Here is an 18,126-nt window from a genome sequence, read left to right as displayed (position 1 = left end):
TCCTGAAAACTTGGGCTCGCATGAAAACCTGAATGGAACCCGCGAGACATAGCGTCGCATTTGGAAGGGCGCGCAAATCGGTGGAGCCGATCGCGTAACTGCTATGTCTAGAAGGGGGCCGACATGATGTCGCTCGATAGCATCACGCTCTATTTGGTCGCCACCATGGTCGCCGCACTGCTCGGCGCTATGATGGTATTTTTCGGAAGGCAGGAGAACAGCCCTGCGCTGAAATGGTGGGGCACCGCCTATCTCCTCGGCGCCGCATCGGTCGCGCTCTGGACGGCGGCTGGCGACAGGCTGGGCCCGCATCTTTACCTTGCGCTGAACGCAGTCGGCTTCGTCGCCTGCGGCATGGTGTGGAATGCGGCGCGCGTCTTTCATGGCCGCAAGCCGAACTGGCCGGGTCTCCTGGTCGGCGCGCTCGCCTGGACCGCTGCCGCCACGCTGCTCGATCCCGCGGCGTCCATGCTGCGCATGATCGTCGGCGCCGGCATCGTCTCGGTCTATGCGGCGCTGACGGCGAGCGAGCTCTGGGTCGAGCGGCGCAAGAGCCTGCAACGGCGCTGGCCGGCCTTCGTGGTCCCGGTGATGCACGGCTGCGTCTTGATGCTGCCGATCCTGCTCGGCAGTTTCCTGCGCCCGAACGATGCCGGCTTCTCCAACAGCATCTGGGTCACCGTGTTCGCGGTCGAGCTCGTGCTCTATGCCGTCGGCACCGTGTTCGTGATCTTCATGCTGGTGTCCGAGCGCACGGTCACTGCGCACCGGACCGCCGCGTCCACCGATCCGCTGACCGGCATGCTCAACCGCCGCGGCTTCTCGGAAGCCTGCGGACGCGTGATCGAGCGCGAGGCCAAGGCCGGCCGTCCCGTGACCGTGATGATCTTCGATATCGATCATTTCAAGTCGATCAACGACCGCTTCGGCCATCCCGCCGGCGACGAGATGCTGAAACTGTTCTCGACCGTCGTCGTCAGCAACCTGCGCATCAGCGACATGTCGGGTCGCATCGGCGGCGAGGAGTTCGCCGCCCTCCTGCCGTGTTCGCTGGAGGAGGGCGTGCTGGTGGCCGAGCGCGTGCGCGAAGCCTTCGAGACCTCCGGGGTCGTCGTCGATGAGGGCCCGGTCGACACCACCGTCAGCATCGGCGTCGCGGGCGGTCCGGCCGGCACCGAACTCGAAGTGCTGCTGGCCTCGGCTGACACCGCGCTTTACCAGGCCAAGCGCGGCGGCCGTAACCGCGTCGAGGCGGCGGAGGAGCTGCCATTGTCGCTGGAGAACTGGCGCCGCCAGAGCGCCGCACGGATCGGCGTCTCCAACACGCAGTCCAAGGCGCAGACGGCGACAGCTTAGGCAACGGAGGCCTTGCGGTAATCCCCTGTTTACCATTCGATCCCTACCATTGCGGTCATGGAATCGATCCGTCGACAGAACCCGCAGACCGCCCTGATGTCGCTCGAAGCCGCGGCGACTTCGGCACGCGGCGGCTTCGCCTGCCTGTTCTCGACCGCGGACGAGTATGAGAGCGCGCTGATCACCGAGCGCCGCGCCCAGGGGCATTACACGCAAGGCCGCAATTACTGGCCGCTTGCGCTGTTCGCCGGTTGTGCGCTGATCGTGGCGGGCACAGCTCTGCTGCTTGCCTGAGTGATCTGCATTTTTGGACCGGGCAGGGCGCCGTTTCGGCGCCTTTTTCTTTGTCGCGGGCTGCGGTAGACACGCCCATCGAACAAAAATGGGTGGAAACAGATGATCACCGAGATCGCGCAAATCGACGTCAAGCCGGGCAACGAGAAGGACTTTGAGGCCGCCGTCGCCAAGGCCAAGGCCGCTTTCGGCCGCTCCAAGGGTTTCCATGGTTTCGAGCTGCACAAGTCGATCGAGAAGCCGCAGCGCTATCGTCTGATGGTGAAGTGGGAAACGCTCGAGAACCACACCGTCGATTTTCGCGGCTCCGAGAATTTCACCGAATGGCGCGGCCTCGTCGGCCAGTATTTTGCGGCACCCCCTGAGGTCGAGCACACCGAAACCGTGCTCACCACCTGAGGCGGCTCAGGCCGCCTCCGCCAGAGGCGGCGCTTCATACGTCTTGAAGTGGTCGATCACGACCTTGGCGATGGCGACCAGTGGCAGCGCCAGCGCCAGACCCCAGATCCCGAACACGACGCCGAGCAGGATCTGGAACGCGAACAGCGTGGCCGGCGGAATGTCCAGTGCCTGCCGCTGCAGCAGGGGCGTCAGCACGTAGCTCTCCATGGCGTGGACGCCCATGAAGAGGAGAAAGGCCGACAGCGCCGGAATCCATCCCGAGGCGAGGCTCGCCAGCACGACCACGACGCCGGCGATGATGGCGCCGACGGTCGGGATGAAGGCGAGCAGGCCTGCCTGGATCCCCAGGATGAACGAGCCGGGGATGCCGATGACGACGAGCCCGATCCAGGTTACCGCGCCGACCGCGAGCATGACGATCATCTGTGCGATCAGCCATCGTTCAAGTGTCTCGCTGACGCGGTCGATGATGACGGCCGCGCGCGCGCGATGTTTTGCAGGCGCGATGAACAGCAATCCCTCGCGATAGACGCTGGGTTGGGCGGCGAAGGCGACTCCCAGAAACAGCACGATGAAGATGTTTCCCACGCCGTGGATGGTGCCAAGCAGCAGCTTGAACGTCTGGCTCACGATCGCCCCGCCGCTGGAGGCAAGGGCGCCTGCGCCGGGTATTGCCCCGCGCGACGTCGTGCCGGCCGACGGCGTCGGCTCCGGTTGCGCGTCGGGAGACGAATCGGGTCCGGAGCTCCCGAATTCGAAGAAGCTGGTGTCGATGCCGTGATTGTCCAGGAATGATTTGACGTTGCCGATCTGGGATTTGATGGTTTTGCTGAGCCCCGCCGCCTGATCGGCGATGGTGGCGCCGCCGAGATATGCGATGCCCGCGAGCATCAGCGCGAGGGCCAAGCAGACGATCGCGAGCCGCAGCGTATGCGGCAGACGCGCATGCCGGCCAAGCGCGTTGGTCAGCGCGTTGAGCCCAAGGCCCAGCAGCACCCCGGCGAAGATCAGGAGCAGGGTGGTCGCGAAGTACCAGGAGAACGCGAGCAGCACGGCGAACAGCACCACGCCGATGCCGCCGACCGAAATGCCCCAAGCCAGATCAAAACGGGTCGGGGGTCGTTCATCCGGGAATGTGATCACGCAATGTCCTTTAGGTGGACCGGGGGCAGTCTTTCGACAAACACGCTTTTGATCAAGACCGCGTCAACGCGCTGGTTTGACGCTGCCGTGTGAACGGTGCAGACCGACGAGGAGAGAACAGGTGGGGCGCGCTTGAGTTTCATCAGCAAATGGGTGGGTCTGCTCGGGCTTTTGGCCGTGCTCGTGATTGGCGACCAGATCCGGATCAACCGGCCCGGCCACAAATATCGCCTCACGGTCGAGGTGACGACGCCCGAAGGCGTCAAGTCCGGCTCCGGTATTCTGTCCGTCGTGCCCGATCGCGGCTATAGCCGGGGCGGCCGCACCACGATGCGCGGCGAGGCTGTGTTCGTCGACCTCGGCCGGGGAAAGAATGTGGTGGCATTGCTGGCGCATCAGCAGGGCGCGAAGCTCGATCTCGACGACATCAACTATGTCGCGCTCCGCGCTTATGGCGCCGCGCGAGGCAACCGTGTCTCGTTCAACGAGCTCAGCCGGCAGACCGGCGTCGTCGCGGTGCAGGGGGACCTAATGCCCGTGCTGGTGAGCTTTGGCGATCCCATGGACCCTGCGACGGCGCGCCTTGTCGCCGGCGACCATGCGGAGGCGGTCCTGGGCGACGGCTATGCACTCCGTGGCGTTACCGCCGAAATGGTGCCCAACGGGCTTTGGCCGATCGATTTCGGTGGCGCGCTCGGGGAGTCCGTGACGCGCGGAATCGAAACGAAACTGCCCTGGTTGGCTGCGCCGGGCGACCCGGCGGCGACCGCACTGAAGACCGCCGGCCTGCCCCTTGGCGGCGCGATCGTGGCCCGGGAGGCATTTGCGCGAAAATAGCATTGCCGTCCCGCGTACCCTTCTGTTGAATTTGTTCCATCCCAGGGGCATGTTTGGAGAATCGTCTTCGGCGAGAGGTCTGAACGGGAGATGAGAAAGCCGGTCGTCGGCGTGATCGGGAACGCCCATCGCGTTGAAAATCGATTTCAGGTCCAGATGGTCGGCGAGCGTAATCTGCGCGCCGTGGCCGAGGTTTCCGGCGGCCTGCCGGTGATGTTCGCGGGCTCGCCCGACATCACCGATATCGGCGCGCTGCTCGACACTGTCGACGGCATCGTGCTGACCGGCGCCCGGGCCAACGTCCACCCGACCCGTTTCAACGTCGATCCGTGTGAGGCGCACGAGCCCTACGACATCCACCGCGACGAGGTGGCGCTGGCGCTCTCGGTCGCCTGCGTTGCCCGCGGTATCCCGCTGTTCGGCATCTGCCGGGGCCTCCAGGAGATGAACGTCGCCTTCGGCGGCTCGCTGCATCCCGAGATCCGCGAGATCCCGGGCCGCATGAACCATCGCATGCCGAGGCTCGAGAACGGTGAGATCCACCCCGATCCGACAGTGGTGTTCGCCGATCGCCACGACGTCGATCTGACGCCGGGCGGCGCGTTCGCAGAATTGCTCGGCTGTGACAAGATCAGGGTCAATTCGCTGCACGGCCAGGGCATCCTCGATCCCGGCAAGCGCGTGCTGATCGAGGGCATTGCCGAGGACGGCACCATCGAGGCAATCCGCATCGCGGAAGCCAGGGCTTTTGCGCTCGGGGTGCAATGGCACGCCGAATACGACCCGCAGCACAATCCGATCAACCGAAAACTGTTCGAGGCGTTCGGTCAGGCCATGGTGGCGAAGCAGCGCGCGGCGGCGTAGCTGCGGGGTTGCGCCGAGGCCGATAAGGCTCTCGATCGTTGCGACCGGCGGCAGAGGATTGGCGATTTTCGCAAACAGGCACGAGAACTAGTCTCCAGGATGGATTTCGCGGCACTGAACGCATCCTGCGATTACCAACAGCGCTCGCGATCTCTCGGGCGCAATAAACCAGATATCAAGAATTGATGCGCGCCAGTTTTCTCGATTCCGATTCGTTCTTTGAGAACGAAGTGGAGTCAGACGCAGAACAAAACTCGAGGACCACAAAAAAAGGCGCCCCGAGGGGCGCCTTTCATGCGTCGTAGTCGTTCCGGCGGCTTAGCCCGAATAGTACATTTCGAACTCGACCGGGTGCGGGGTCATTTCGAAGCGGGCGACTTCGGTCATCTTCAGCTCGATATAAGCGTCGATGAAGTCGTCGTCGAACACGCCGCCGTTCTTCAGGAAGCCGCGATCCTTGTCGAGGTTTTCCAGCGCCTCGCGCAAGCTGCCGCACACCGTCGGGATCTGCTTAAGCTCTTCCTTCGGCAGATCGTAGAGGTCCTTGTCCATCGCCGGACCGGGATCGATCTTGTTCTTGATGCCGTCGAGGCCCGCCATCAGCATCGCGGCGAAGCCGAGATAGGGATTGGCGAGCGGATCGGGGAAGCGCACCTCGACGCGCTTGGCCTTCGGCGAAGCGGTGTAGGGGATGCGGCAGGAGGCGGAGCGGTTGCGGGCGGAATAGGCGAGCAGCACGGGAGCCTCATAGCCCGGGACCAGACGCTTGTAGGAGTTGGTCGACGGGTTGGTGAAGGCGTTGATCGCCTTGGCGTGCTTGATGATGCCGCCGATGTAGTGGAGGCAGGTCTCCGACAGGTCGGCATATTTGTTGCCGGCGAACACCGGCTTGCCATCCTTCCAGATCGACTGGTGCACGTGCATGCCCGAGCCGTTGTCGCCGAAGACCGGCTTCGGCATGAAGGTGGCGGTCTTGCCGTAGATGTGCGCGACCTGGTGGATGCAGTATTTGTAGATCTGCATGTGGTCGGCCATCAAGGTCAGCGTGTCGAACTTCATGCCGAGCTCGTGCTGGGCGGAAGCGACCTCGTGATGGTGCTTCTCGACCTTCACGCCCATCTTGGCCATGGCGCCGAGCATCTCCGAGCGCATGTCCTGCACGGAGTCCTGCGGCGGCACCGGGAAGTAGCCGCCCTTGGTACGGACACGATGGCCGAGATTGCCGCCTTCATATTCGGTGTCGGAGTTGGTCGGCAGCTCGGAAGAGTCGAGGCGGAAGCCGGTGCTGTAGGGGTTGGCGGAGAAGCGCACGTCGTCGAACACGAAGAACTCGGCTTCGGGGCCGACGAACACGGTGTCGCCAACGCCCATCGACTTGACCATCGCCTCGGCCTTCTTGGCGATGCCGCGGGGATCGCGGTTGTAGGGCTCGCCGGTGGTCGGCTCGAGCACGTCGCAGGTGATGACCATGGTGGTCTCGGCGAAGAACGGATCGATCGTCGCGGTCACCGGATCGGGCATCAGGCACATGTCGGACTCGTTGATCGCCTTCCAGCCGGCGATCGAGGAGCCGTCGAACATCGTCCCTTCGGCGAAAATGTCCTCATCGATCATGCTGATGTCGAAGGTGACGTGCTGCCACTTGCCGCGCGGATCGGTGAAGCGCAGGTCGACGTATTTGACGTCGTTGTCCTTGATCGATTTCAGGACGTCTTTGGCGGTCTTCATGCATACCCCTTATGGCTCTGCGGGTCGGTTTCCAAGCTTCAAGCGACCGTGTTCACGCTTCTTGAGGCGCGCGAGGCACAAACAAAATGAGGCCGCCGAAGCAGCCTATTTCTTGTCAGAATGTCGCAAAATGCGGGATAGCACCCGGCTCAGATAGCGTCCAGCCCGGATTCGCCGGTTCGGATGCGGATCGCCTCTTCGATATTGGAGACGAAGATCTTGCCGTCGCCGATGCGCCCGGTTTGCGCGGCGCGGCGGATTGCGTCGATGGCGCGCTCGACCAGATCGTCGCCGATCACGATCTCGATCTTCACCTTGGGCAGGAAGTCGACGATGTATTCTGCGCCGCGGTACAGCTCGGCGTGACCCTTCTGCCGGCCGAAGCCCTTGGCTTCGGTGACGGTGATGCCCTGAAGGCCGACTTCCTGAAGCGCTTCCTTCACCTCGTCGAGCTTGAATGGCTTGATGATGGCTTCGATTTTCTTCACTGCGCGCCTCCCGGCCTTTCGAACAAATAGCAACGTCTTCGTCAGGATGCGCTTTTCTTAACGCACGATCTTGTCTTCGCTATGCCGGGATCCCTGACCAGTCCGGCAACAACGGCCGGCCACACCCTGATAAATGCCAGTGAGCACGACGAACCGAAGCGACTTCCGCGAAAGCAGGGTCTATGCCAAGTTGCAAATGCCCTGATTATTGGAGCGTTATCAGCCTTTTAACGTGCAGCTCTGATAGGTGGCGCCGACCCGCACAAAATACCGCAGACTACGAAATAGGCAAACGGTTCAATATCTGTGCAGATCGGCATTCCGTCGGATGGCCTGGTACGGAACGTGCCTCTTGAAAAGGCTTTTGGACAGGGAAGTGGCATGGAAGTTCTGACCAACGCCGAAATGCAGCGCGCCGACCAGCTCAGCATTGCGGCAGGCACCCCCGGCTTCAAGCTGATGCTCAGCGCCGGTCAGGCGGTCGCCGAGGCCGCCCACGCGCTGGTGGAGGAGGGGCCGATCCTGATCGTGGCCGGCCCGGGCAACAACGGCGGGGACGGTTTTGTCGCAGCCGCCGAGCTCGCCGCGCAAGGCCGCGAGGTCTCGGTGATCCTGATGTGCGAGCGGGACCAGCTCCAGGGCGATGCGGCCTCGGCCGCGCGGGGCTGGAAGCACCCGGTGCTCCCGTTCAACCCGCAGGCGATCGGGCGACCGGCGCTGATCATTGATGCGCTGTTCGGCGCGGGCCTCAGCCGTCCCGCCGAGGGCGAGGCGCGTGCGATGATCGAGGCGATCAACGCCAACGGTGCGCCGGTGCTCGCGGTCGACCTGCCGAGCGGCATCAACGGCACCAGCGCAGCCGTGCTGGGCGTGGCGGTGAACGCCACCGAGACCCTTACCTTCTTCCGGAAGAAGCCGGCGCATCTGCTGCTGCCGGGGCGGATGCATTGCGGCCACGTGCGTGTCGCCGACATCGGTATCGACGCGCAGGTGCTGGACGAGATCGCGCCGCAAATATTCGAAAACGATCCGGACTTCTGGGGCGCGGCCTTTCCGGTGCCGCGCATCGACGGCCACAAATACGCGCGCGGCCATGTGCTGGCGGTCTCGGGCGATGCGGCGGCGACCGGTGCCGCGCGGCTCGCCGCGCGCGGGGCGCTGCGGGCAGGTGCGGGCTTGGTGACTCTGGCCACGCCGCGTGATGCGCTCGCGATCAATGCGGCTGCGCTCACCGCGGTCATGGTTCGCCCCGTCGATACCGCCATCGAGTTCGGCGAGCTGCTCGGCGACAAGCGTTACAACACCTGCATCATCGGCCCCGGCGCGGGTGTCGGCGAGCGCACCTGCGATCTCGTCCACACGGCGCTTAACGCGCAGCGGCATCTGGTGCTCGACGCGGATGCGCTGACGAGCTTTGCCGCGAATCCCGAGCGCCTGTTCGAATCGATCAAGACGTCGCAGGACAAGGCGGTGGTGCTGACGCCGCACGAGGGCGAGTTCCCACGGCTGTTCTCCGACCTCAGCAATAAATATCCGGGCCGCTCGAAGATCGAGCGCGTGCGCGCCGCCGCCGAGCGCTCCGGCGCGGTCGTGCTGCTGAAGGGCGCGGACACCACGATCGCCGCGCCCGACGGCCGCGCCACCATCGCCGCCAACGCACCGCCCTGGCTCGCCACCGCGGGTGCCGGCGACGTGCTCGCCGGCATCATCGCAGGCCTGCTGGCGCAAGGCGTGCCGGCATTCGAAGCCGCCAGCATCGCCGTCTGGATGCATGGCGAAGCGGCGAGCGAGGCGGGGCCGGGGCTGATCGCGGAGGATCTCACCGAGACGCTGCCGGCCGTGCACCGGCGAATCTATGGTGCGCTGGGGGTGGAATACTGAGCTCTCACTCCACCGCGTACCAGCGCACCAGCCGCGGTGCGGCCCAGTCGGTTACGACGGATTCGATCAGCCACCGCCCGGGGGAGGCCGCAGCGAATGCGATGCGCTGGGTCTGGCCGGGTTCGATCGCGAGCGTGTCGAGCCAATAGGGCTTCCAGCCGTCGTCGAGCTTGTCGAGCAGGCGGAAAGAGTGGCCGTGGAGATGGAACACGGTGGCGACGGGTGCGGGGTTCTTGAGGGCCAGCACGACAGTGCGGCCCGCCTTGGTGCGAAAGGCTGGGGCAGAGGACGTCGAGAAATTTGCGGGCCGTATCCACCCGACGTCGGCTGCCCCGAGCGTGACATCGAATCGCAGGGCGCCTCTCAGATCGAGGCGGTCGGGCAGGTCATTTGGAGGGAGCGGCTGCGGCGGCAACAGCGGCACGCGCCGCTCAAGCTTGCCGGAGACAGTGAGGCGGCCGACCTGGTGCGCCTCCTTGCCGTCATGCAGCAGGAATGGGGCCGATGTGCCCGCATCCACGAAGGCGTCGGCGCGTGCGCCGGGAGCCAGCACCAGCGCGCCGTTGCGAGCCGGGAACGGCTCGGCCGGCTGTCCGTCCAGGGCCAGCACCTGGACTTCGTGGCTTTCCAATTTGATCGCCAGAACAGAACGTTGCGAGCCGTTGATAAAGCGCAGCCGCAGCCGCTCATTCGCCGCAGCTGAGAGTTCGAATGAAGTCGTTCCGTTGATTGTATAGAGCGGGGATGTGTCCTTCGGGTCCCGGCCCGGGGGAAGTGCGGTTCCATCTGGCCGTAGCCGCCATTCCTCGATCAAGAGAACCACGTCGCGATCGGCGGCGACCGGGTTTGTCTCGGCGGCGATGATCGGAAGCGGGCGCGCGGGCTGCTTCAGGCCGTCCTCGAACAGGCGAAAGTCGGCCAGCAAGATTCCCGCATTTGGGACTGAAATAATTGATGTTTCTGTCGCGTCCGGGGCCGTCGGGGCGCGTCCTCGAAGCGGGTCGGCCGCGGCCGGGCCGCCAAGGCCGTACCAGACTGGTGTAAGCGGCACAGGCAGGTCGTTGCGGAAGACCACCTCGCAGCGGTCGCCACGTTTGAGACGGACATCCCCGAGGTGGCTGACGGCGGCCAGCTCCCAGATGGGTGTGGCCGGCTGCCCCGGCCTCAGGGCCAGCGTCGCCGGCCTTGCCTGAAGCGCGAGCTGGGCGGTCACGGCCGGGACTGCGCCGCCCGCCATCAGCCCGGCCACAGAGGCGCCAAGTCCGGCTCCAAGTCCGGCCAAAACCTCGCGCCTCGTCGGGTCGAAGATCCGCGTTTTCATGGCCGATCCGGACCACGGCGTGCTGGATAAGTCCAGCCGTCGTGCCTAGTTGAAGCCTGCCTCTATCGGGCCATTTTTTTGCTGCGAACAGGCGGGCACATGCTATAAGCCCGCCGCCCGCGGCATCGCGGCCGGTCTTGATGCAAATTTACGCGGGCGTGGCGGAACTGGTAGACGCGCTGGATTTAGGTTCCAGTGACGAAAGTTGTGGGGGTTCGAGTCCCTCCGCCCGCACCAAGCGCTTTCAGCGTTTGCACGGATTACGCGATCTGCTCCTGCGCGGATGTTTGTCCGCCGGAAGCCGGTCCGATGAACCACCGGCGTTGAGGCGTTCGCCTCGCGCCGGATCGATTAATGACAGCGTCCCGACGCATGCGCGCCGGGACCGAACGAGAAGAAGATTGGACACCATGCAGGTCACAGAAACCCTCTCGGAAGGTTTGAAGCGCGAGTTCAAGATCAGCGTTCCCGCGTCTGATCTCGACGCCAAGGCCGGTGCCAAGCTCGTCGATCTCAAGGACAAGGTCCGCATCAACGGCTTCCGTCCCGGCAAGGTGCCGGTCACGCACCTCAAGAAGGTCTATGGCCGCTCGGTGATGGCCGAGACCATCGACCAGACCATCCGCGACACCAACACGCAGCTGTTCTCCGAGCGCGGCTTCCGCCTGGCGACCGAACCGAAGATCACCATGCCGACCGAGCAGGCCGAGGTCGAGGAGCTGCTCAACGGCAAAACCGATCTGACCTACACGGTTGCGATCGAGGTGGTGCCGTCGATCGCGCTCGCCGACTTCAAGACCTTCGAGGTCGAGAAGCCCGTCGCCGAAGTCACCGACGCCGACGTCGACGAGGCGATCAAGCGCATCGCCGATTCGAACCGCGGCTATGCCGCGAAGGCCGAGGGCGCCAAGGCCGAGTCGGGTGATCGCGTCACCGTCGCCTTCAAGGGCACCATCAACGGCGAACCCTTCGAGGGCGGCGCCGGTGAGGGCATCCAGGTCGTGATCGGATCCAACACCTTCATCCCCGGCTTCGAAGAGCAGCTCACCGGCATCGCCACGAACGAGACCCGCACGCTGAAGGTGGCGTTTCCCAAGAACTACATGAACGACAAGCTCGCGGGCCAGCCGGCCGAATTCGAGGCCACCGCGACGCTGATCGAGGCGCCGCAGGACCTCGCGATCGACGACGAGTTCGCCAAGACGCTCGGCCTCGAATCGCTGGACAAGCTGAAGGAAGCGGCGCGCGAACGGCTGGTCGCCGAGTTCGCGACCGCGACGCGCCAGCGCGTCAAGCGCGCGCTGCTCGACCGCCTCGACGAGGCCCATCGCTTCGAGGCTCCGCCCTCGCTGGTCGACGAGGAGTTCAATCTGATGTGGAACTCGGTGAAGGCCGAGATGGACTCCGCCGGCAAGACCTTCGCCGACGAGGACACCACTGAAGAGGCCGCCAAGGAAGAGTACCGCAAGATCGCCGACCGCCGCGTGCGGCTCGGCCTCGTGCTTTCCGAGATCGGCGAGAAGAACAAGATCTCCGTGACCGACGACGAGGTCGGCCGCGCCGTGATCGAGCGGGCGCGCTCGATGCCGGGCCGCGAGAAGGAGGTCTGGGACTATTACCGCAGCAACGCCCAAGCGTTGGCCCAGCTTCGTGCACCGATCTATGAGGACAAGGTCGTCGACTTCATCCTCGAACTCGCCAACGTGACCGAAAAGAAGGTTTCGCGCGACGATCTCTACAAGGACGACGAGGCGGAAAAGACCGCCGCCTGAGGGCTCCAGAAGAGCCTTTAGGAGAGCCTCCAGGATAGGCTTGCATTAAGGATGATCAGCGAAGAGGTCGAGCTAGCCAGTTGGCCGGCTGGGCCTCTTTGTACGAATCAGCTTCAACTGCCTCACGGATTAAGCCTTAATTCGCTCCGCACTTGTCAGGCGCGAATTGGGCTATATCTGTCGCTACGCCTTCCGCTTCTACCAAGTTCGTCTATCAAGTTCCTGCATCACGGGACGTCCATCGGCCCTCCGGCAGATCCAGCCCCGACTGGCAGCCGGGCCTGGCGATGTCCGCCTCTTCAAAACCCTAGGTGACTCATGCGCGATCCGGTTGAAACCTACATGAACCTCGTGCCCATGGTGGTCGAGCAGACCAACCGTGGCGAGCGCGCCTACGACATTTTCTCGCGCCTTCTGAAAGAGCGCATCATCTTCCTGACCGGGCCGGTCGAGGACGGCATGTCGACGCTGATCGTCGCGCAGCTGTTGTTCCTTGAGGCGGAAAATCCGAAGAAGGAAATCTCGATGTACATCAACTCGCCGGGCGGCGTGGTGACGTCGGGCCTCGCGATCTACGACACCATGCAGTTCATTCGCCCGCCGGTCTCGACGCTGTGCACGGGCCAGGCCGCCTCGATGGGCTCGCTGCTGCTCTGTGCCGGCGAAAAGGATATGCGCTTCTCGCTGCCGAACGCGCGCATCATGGTGCATCAGCCCTCCGGCGGCTTCCAGGGCCAGGCCACCGACATCATGCTGCACGCCCAGGAAATCCTGAACCTGAAGAAGCGGCTGAACGAGATCTACGTGAAGCACACCGGTCAGACCTACAAGGCGATCGAGGACGCGCTGGAACGCGACAAGTTCCTGACCGCGAGCGACGCCAAGGAGTTCGGCCTGGTCGACAGGGTCATCGACAAGCGCGCCGAGGAAACCGCGGCGCCGAAGACCCCGTAGCACTACTGCGGCGGCGAACCCTCCGGGCTCGCCGGCGCCATCGGGGAGCGTTCACGTTAAGGACACGTGCGCGCGTCGCAAAACGTAGTTTTGCGCCCTGCGGCAGGCAGAAAGTTCCGCTTTCGTGCTTGTTTTTCGTGGCAATCCAGCAACGCCGGGGTGATTTCGATCACTTCGCCCGTGCCAACACCGGAAATCACGGTATTGTCACGGGTAGCCGGCGACCCCCGATTAGCGAATTCTTGATAGTCGGGTGACAGCATGGTTCGCTACGACTGATCGGCTATGATCGCGGGGAATCGAGTGACCGTGATTCGCACGGCATGTAACGCGTAGGGTCTTTTTTGGTACGGAATTTGCTCTATTTGAAGGACTGTACCGGCTGTCGTGCCGGAATAGGGCGATCGAGCGGACGGGATCGAACCGCGGACGGAGACATGAATGAGTAAGGTCGGCACGAGCGACTCCAAGAACACGCTGTATTGCTCGTTCTGCGGCAAGAGCCAGCACGAAGTGCGCAAACTGATCGCGGGTCCCACGGTCTTCATTTGCGACGAGTGCGTTGAGCTCTGCATGGACATCATTCGCGAGGAGAACAAATCCTCGCTGGTGAAGTCGCGCGACGGGATTCCGACGCCGAAGGAAATCTGCAAGGTGCTGGACGATTACGTGATCGGCCAGAACCATGCGAAGAAGGTCCTTTCGGTCGCGGTGCACAATCACTACAAGCGCCTCAACCACCAGACCAAGCACAACGACGTCGAGCTTGCGAAGTCGAACATCCTGCTGATCGGTCCGACCGGCTCGGGCAAGACGCTGCTCGCGCAGACGCTCGCCCGCATCCTGGACGTGCCGTTCACGATGGCGGATGCGACGACGCTGACGGAAGCCGGCTATGTCGGCGAGGACGTCGAGAACATCATCCTCAAGCTGCTCCAGGCCGCCGACTACAACGTCGAGCGTGCCCAGCGCGGCATCGTCTATATCGACGAAATCGACAAGATCAGCCGCAAGTCCGACAATCCTTCGATCACGCGCGACGTGTCGGGTGAGGGCGTGCAGCAGGCACTGCTCAAGATCATGGAAGGCACGGTGGCTTCGGTCCCGCCGCAGGGCGGCCGCAAGCATCCGCAGCAGGAATTCCTGCAGGTGGACACCACCAACATCCTGTTCATCTGCGGTGGTGCGTTCTCGGGCCTTGAGAAGATCATTTCGGCACGCGGACGTTCGACCTCGATCGGTTTCGCCGCCCAGGTGCTCGCGCCGGAAGACCGCCGCACCGGCGAAATCTTCCGTCACGTCGAGCCGGAGGATCTCCTGAAGTATGGCCTGATCCCGGAATTCGTCGGCCGTCTGCCCGTCGTGGCGACGCTGGAAGATCTGGACGAGGCTTCGCTCAAGAAGATCCTGGTCGAGCCGAAGAACGCGCTGGTGAAGCAGTACCAGCGGCTGTTCGAGATGGAGAACATCGAGCTGACCTTCGCCGACGAGGCGCTTGGCGCGGTTGCCCGCAGGGCGATCGAGCGCAAGACCGGTGCGCGCGGACTGCGCTCGATCCTCGAGGCGATCCTGCTCGAGACCATGTTCGACCTGCCGGGCCTCGAAGGTGTGGAAGAAGTCGTGATTTCCCGCGAAGTCGTGGAAGGAACGGCGCGTCCGCTCTACATTTACGCCGATCGGTCCGATCGCGCCGTCGAGAACGCCAGCGCCTGATTTGCGGCGCTGGGACGCTCCAATCGTCTCCTCAAGCAAGGGCTGCGGAAAGTATCTCCGCAGCCGGTGTTGTGTCGCTTATTTGCGTGCGTAAGCGCCTGATGGCGCGCGTCTTCAATGACTTGACACCCCCCGGGTCGATAGCCACCTAATGTCGGCGGCGAGCAAAAATTCTCTCCAAGATTCGCCTCAGTTCCGATCCGGCGAGCCGGTCCAATCTCAAAAGGACCGACCGGTTTTGCCGATCACCTCGGCACCTTGTGGCGGTTGCGCATGAGCATGGCGGGCTGCGTGCAAGGGGGCAAAGCAAAAGGAAAAAGGCCATGACCAATCCAAAACCCAGGCCAACCATCGTTCATGGCGAAACGCACGCCTACCCCGTGCTGCCCCTGCGCGACATCGTCGTCTTCCCGCACATGATCGTTCCGCTCTTCGTCGGCCGCGAGAAGTCGATCCGCGCGCTCGAAGAGGTGATGAAGAACGACGCGCTGATCATGCTCGCGACCCAGAAGAACGCGTCCGACGATGATCCGGCACCCGATTCCATTTACGAGACCGGTACGCTTGCCAGCGTGCTCCAGCTCTTGAAGCTTCCCGACGGCACCGTGAAGGTGCTGGTCGAAGGGCTCGAGCGTGCGCGCGTGCAGAAGTACACCGATCGCGCCGACTATTACGAAGCGACTGCGATTGCGCTCGCCGACACCGATGCGAAGTCGGTCGAGGCCGAGGCCATGGCGCGCTCGGTCGTGTCCGACTTCGAGAGCTATGTGAAGCTCAACAAGAAGATCTCGGCCGAGGTCGTCGGCGTCGTGCAGGCGATCACCGATTTCGCCAAGCTCGCCGACACCGTCGCCTCGCATCTCGCCGTTAAGATCGCGGATCGCCAGGGCATCCTGGAGACGCTGTCGGTCACGCAGCGCCTGGAGAAGGTGCTGGGCCTGATGGAGAGCGAGATCTCGGTGCTTCAGGTCGAGAAGCGCATCCGCTCGCGCGTCAAGCGCCAGATGGAGAAGACCCAGCGCGAGTACTATCTCAACGAGCAGATGAAGGCGATCCAGAAGGAGCTCGGCGACGACGACGGTCGCGACGAGCTCGCCGATCTCGAAGAGAAGATCTCCAAGACCAAGCTCTCCAAGGAAGCGCGCGAGAAGGCGCAGCATGAATTGAAGAAGCTGCGCCAGATGTCGCCGATGTCCGCGGAAGCGACCGTCGTGCGCAACTATCTGGATTGGCTGCTGTCGATCCCGTGGAACAAGAAGTCCAAGGTGAAGAAGGATCTGGTAGCCGCGCAGGCGGTTCTGGATGCCGATCACTACGGGCTGGAGAAGGTCAAGGACCGCATCGTCGAGTATCTCGCCGTGCAGTCGCGCGCCAACAAGCTGACCGGCCCGATCCTGTGTCTCGTCGGCCCTCCCGGTGTCGGCAAGACCTCGCTCGGCAAGTCGATCGCGAAGGCGACGGGGCGCGAATTCGTGCGCGTATCGCTCGGTGGCGTGCGTGACGAGGCCGAGATCCGCGGTCACCGCCGTACCTATATCGGTTCGATGCCCGGCAAGATCATCCAGTCGATGCGGAAGGCGAAGTCGTCAAATCCGCTGTTCCTGCTGGACGAGATCGACAAGATGGGCGCCGATTTCCGCGGCGATCCGTCCTCGGCGCTGCTCGAGGTCCTCGACCCCGAGCAGAACGCGACCTTCAACGACCACTATCTCGAGGTCGACTACGATCTGTCCAACGTGATGTTCATCACGACCGCGAATACGCTCAATATTCCGGGACCGCTGATGGACCGCATGGAGATCATCCGGATCGCGGGCTATACCGAGAACGAGAAGGTCGAGATCGCGCGCAAGCACTTGATCCCGACCGCGGTGTCCAAGCACGGCCTGGACTCCAAGGAGTTCTCGATCGACGACGATGCGCTGCTGCTTCTGATCCGCCGCTACACCCGCGAAGCGGGCGTGCGCAATTTGGAGCGTGAGCTCTCCACACTTGCCCGCAAGGCGGTGAAGGAGCTGATGATCTCCAAGAAGAAGTCGGTCAAGGTCACCGAGAAGACTCTGGAAGAGCTGCTCGGCGTGCCGAAGTACCGCTACGGCGAGATCGAGAGCGAGCCGCAGGTCGGCATCGTCACCGGCCTTGCCTGGACCGATGTCGGCGGCGAGTTGCTGACGATCGAAGGCGTCATGATGCCCGGCAAGGGCAAGATGACGGTCACAGGCAATCTGCGCGACGTGATGAAGGAATCGATCTCGGCGGCGGCGTCCTACGTCCGCTCGCGCGCGATCGTCTACGGCATTGAGCCGCCGCTGTTCGACCGGCGCGACATCCACGTGCACGTGCCGGAAGGCGCGACGCCGAAGGACGGTCCGTCGGCGGGCGTGGCGATGGCCACCGCGATCATCTCGGTCATGACCGGCATCCCGGTCCGCCACGATGTCGCGATGACCGGCGAGATCACGCTGCGCGGCCGCGTACTGCCGATCGGCGGCCTGAAGGAGAAGCTGCTGGCTGCTGCCCGCGGCGGCATCAAGACGGTGCTGATCCCCGAGGACAACGCCAAGGATCTCACGGAGATTTCCGATGCGATCAAGGGCGGCATGGAGATCATCCCGGTCTCCCGCCTCGACGACGTCGTCGCCAAGGCGCTGGTCAAGAAGCCGGTGCCGATCGTCTGGGAAGAGGACACCAAGGTCACGGTCAAGCCGGACGGCGACGAAGCCGCCGGCGGCCTGACCGCTCACTGAGATCGCAGCTCGAAAAGATGATAAAACGGCGCCTTCGGGCGCCGTTTTTGTTGTGGGGGCATTTTGTTTTGGGCAGTGGATGACGACAATGCACATCGACGGGCAATGCCATTGCGGCGCGATCACCTTTGAAGCCGAGATCGATCCCGAGACGGTGTCGGTCTGCCATTGCCGGGACTGCCAGACCCTAACGGGATCGCCGTTCCGGGTGACGGCGATCTGCACCAAGACCGACGTCAAGCTGACCGCCGGCACGCCCAGGATCTACGGCAAGCGCGGCGACAACGGTCGGATGCGCTTCCAGCACTTCTGCGCCGAGTGCGGTTCCCCGCTGTTCACGAGCGGCGAGGGCGACCAGGAGGACGATTGGGGCATCCGCTGGGGCAGCATCCGCCAGCGCGACAAATTGCGGCCCGTCAGGCAGATCTGGTGCCAGTCGGCGGCGGTGTGGATCGACGCGGTGCCACTGTTGCCGGGCCGGCTGGGAGATTGAGGTTCGGCTTGCCCAGCCGCGAGCGAGCGAAGGCTGGTGGGCGGTCACGGATTCGAACCGCGGACCCTCTCGGTGTAAACGAGATGCTCTAACCAGCTGAGCTAACCGCCCCACGGCGCCTCTTTAGCGCCCC

Annotated in this window: 15 protein-coding genes and 2 tRNA genes; 12 read left to right on the top strand and 5 right to left on the bottom strand. The window is 63.8% G+C overall.

Translation table 11 applies throughout. From position 1 onward, the window contains the following. The first annotated feature begins 123 nt into the window (after nt 1-123). From N551_RS0112260 to N551_RS0112250, 3 genes are all read left to right on the top strand, one after another. The gene (locus N551_RS0112260) at nt 124-1,356 is read left to right on the top strand and encodes a diguanylate cyclase (protein ID WP_027567227.1); all 1,233 of its coding nucleotides are present in this window, start codon (nt 124-126) and stop codon (nt 1,354-1,356) included. A 57-nt stretch (nt 1,357-1,413) separates the two neighbouring features. Further along, on the top strand, nt 1,414-1,650 hold the full coding sequence (locus N551_RS0112255; protein WP_027567226.1) for a hypothetical protein: 237 nt from the start codon (nt 1,414-1,416) through the stop codon (nt 1,648-1,650). 102 nt (nt 1,651-1,752) lie between these two features. Continuing rightward, entirely contained in the window at nt 1,753-2,049 is a 297-nt protein-coding gene (locus tag N551_RS0112250; RefSeq protein ID WP_027567225.1) for an antibiotic biosynthesis monooxygenase, read from the top strand. Between the two features lie 6 nt (nt 2,050-2,055). Here N551_RS0112250 and N551_RS0112245 read toward each other — a convergent pair whose 3' ends face one another. Then, entirely contained in the window at nt 2,056-3,192 is a 1,137-nt protein-coding gene (locus N551_RS0112245) for an AI-2E family transporter (RefSeq protein ID WP_035961299.1), read from the bottom strand. Nucleotides 3,193-3,327: 135 nt separating this feature from the next. Between N551_RS0112245 and N551_RS0112240 the strand changes: the two genes are divergently transcribed. Both N551_RS0112240 and N551_RS0112235 read left to right on the top strand, forming a co-directional pair. After that, nucleotides 3,328-4,032 carry a hypothetical protein gene (locus N551_RS0112240; protein WP_027567223.1) on the top strand — a complete coding sequence of 235 codons (705 nt, stop codon included), beginning with the start codon at nt 3,328-3,330 and terminating at the stop codon, nt 4,030-4,032. A gap of 90 nt (nt 4,033-4,122) precedes the next feature. Further along, nucleotides 4,123-4,896, top strand: a complete 774-nt coding sequence (locus tag N551_RS0112235; protein ID WP_027567222.1) for a gamma-glutamyl-gamma-aminobutyrate hydrolase family protein — start codon at nt 4,123-4,125, stop codon at nt 4,894-4,896. A gap of 318 nt (nt 4,897-5,214) precedes the next feature. On the opposite strand, the gene glnA is transcribed toward N551_RS0112235, so the two are convergent. Both glnA and N551_RS0112225 read right to left on the bottom strand, forming a co-directional pair. After that, nucleotides 5,215-6,624, bottom strand: a complete 1,410-nt coding sequence (gene glnA / locus N551_RS0112230; RefSeq protein ID WP_007603494.1) for a type I glutamate--ammonia ligase — start codon at nt 6,622-6,624, stop codon at nt 5,215-5,217. A gap of 149 nt (nt 6,625-6,773) precedes the next feature. Further along, nucleotides 6,774-7,112 (bottom strand): P-II family nitrogen regulator, encoded by a 339-nt coding sequence (locus N551_RS0112225; protein ID WP_007603495.1) that lies wholly within the window; start codon nt 7,110-7,112, stop codon nt 6,774-6,776. Nucleotides 7,113-7,493: 381 nt separating this feature from the next. Here N551_RS0112225 and N551_RS0112220 point away from each other — a divergent pair, with 381 nt between their 5' ends. Further along, nucleotides 7,494-8,993 carry a bifunctional ADP-dependent NAD(P)H-hydrate dehydratase/NAD(P)H-hydrate epimerase gene (locus N551_RS0112220; RefSeq protein WP_027567221.1) on the top strand — a complete coding sequence of 500 codons (1,500 nt, stop codon included), beginning with the start codon at nt 7,494-7,496 and terminating at the stop codon, nt 8,991-8,993. A 4-nt stretch (nt 8,994-8,997) separates the two neighbouring features. Here N551_RS0112220 and N551_RS0112215 read toward each other — a convergent pair whose 3' ends face one another. Then, nucleotides 8,998-10,314, bottom strand: coding sequence for a multicopper oxidase family protein (locus N551_RS0112215; protein ID WP_027567220.1), 1,317 nt, complete (start codon nt 10,312-10,314; stop codon nt 8,998-9,000). A 152-nt stretch (nt 10,315-10,466) separates the two neighbouring features. Between N551_RS0112215 and N551_RS0112210 the strand changes: the two genes are divergently transcribed. The 6 genes from N551_RS0112210 (at nt 10,467) to N551_RS0112185 (ending at nt 17,993) form a co-directional block, all read left to right on the top strand. Then, nucleotides 10,467-10,551, top strand: a tRNA-Leu gene (locus tag N551_RS0112210). Nucleotides 10,552-10,724: 173 nt separating this feature from the next. Beyond that, complete coding sequence (tig, locus tag N551_RS0112205; protein ID WP_027567219.1) at nt 10,725-12,086, top strand: trigger factor; 1,362 nt, start codon at nt 10,725-10,727, stop codon at nt 12,084-12,086. 318 nt (nt 12,087-12,404) lie between these two features. Beyond that, nucleotides 12,405-13,040 carry an ATP-dependent Clp protease proteolytic subunit gene (locus N551_RS0112200; RefSeq protein ID WP_007603501.1) on the top strand — a complete coding sequence of 212 codons (636 nt, stop codon included), beginning with the start codon at nt 12,405-12,407 and terminating at the stop codon, nt 13,038-13,040. Nucleotides 13,041-13,481: 441 nt separating this feature from the next. Further along, nucleotides 13,482-14,753, top strand: a complete 1,272-nt coding sequence (gene clpX / locus N551_RS0112195) for an ATP-dependent Clp protease ATP-binding subunit ClpX (RefSeq protein WP_007603503.1) — start codon at nt 13,482-13,484, stop codon at nt 14,751-14,753. 323 nt (nt 14,754-15,076) lie between these two features. Further along, nucleotides 15,077-17,500, top strand: coding sequence for an endopeptidase La (lon, locus tag N551_RS0112190; protein ID WP_027567218.1), 2,424 nt, complete (start codon nt 15,077-15,079; stop codon nt 17,498-17,500). Nucleotides 17,501-17,588: 88 nt separating this feature from the next. After that, entirely contained in the window at nt 17,589-17,993 is a 405-nt protein-coding gene (locus N551_RS0112185) for a GFA family protein (RefSeq protein WP_027567217.1), read from the top strand. Nucleotides 17,994-18,027: 34 nt separating this feature from the next. On the opposite strand, the gene N551_RS0112180 is transcribed toward N551_RS0112185, so the two are convergent. Further along, nucleotides 18,028-18,104 (bottom strand) — tRNA-Val (locus N551_RS0112180). Between the last annotated feature and the right edge of the window lie 22 nt (nt 18,105-18,126).

The sequence above is a fragment of the Bradyrhizobium sp. URHA0013 genome (genome assembly GCF_000518345.1).
In the GTDB taxonomy this organism is placed as follows: Bacteria; Pseudomonadota; Alphaproteobacteria; order Rhizobiales; family Xanthobacteraceae; genus Bradyrhizobium.
This window is presented reverse-complemented; position numbering and strand designations above follow the sequence as displayed.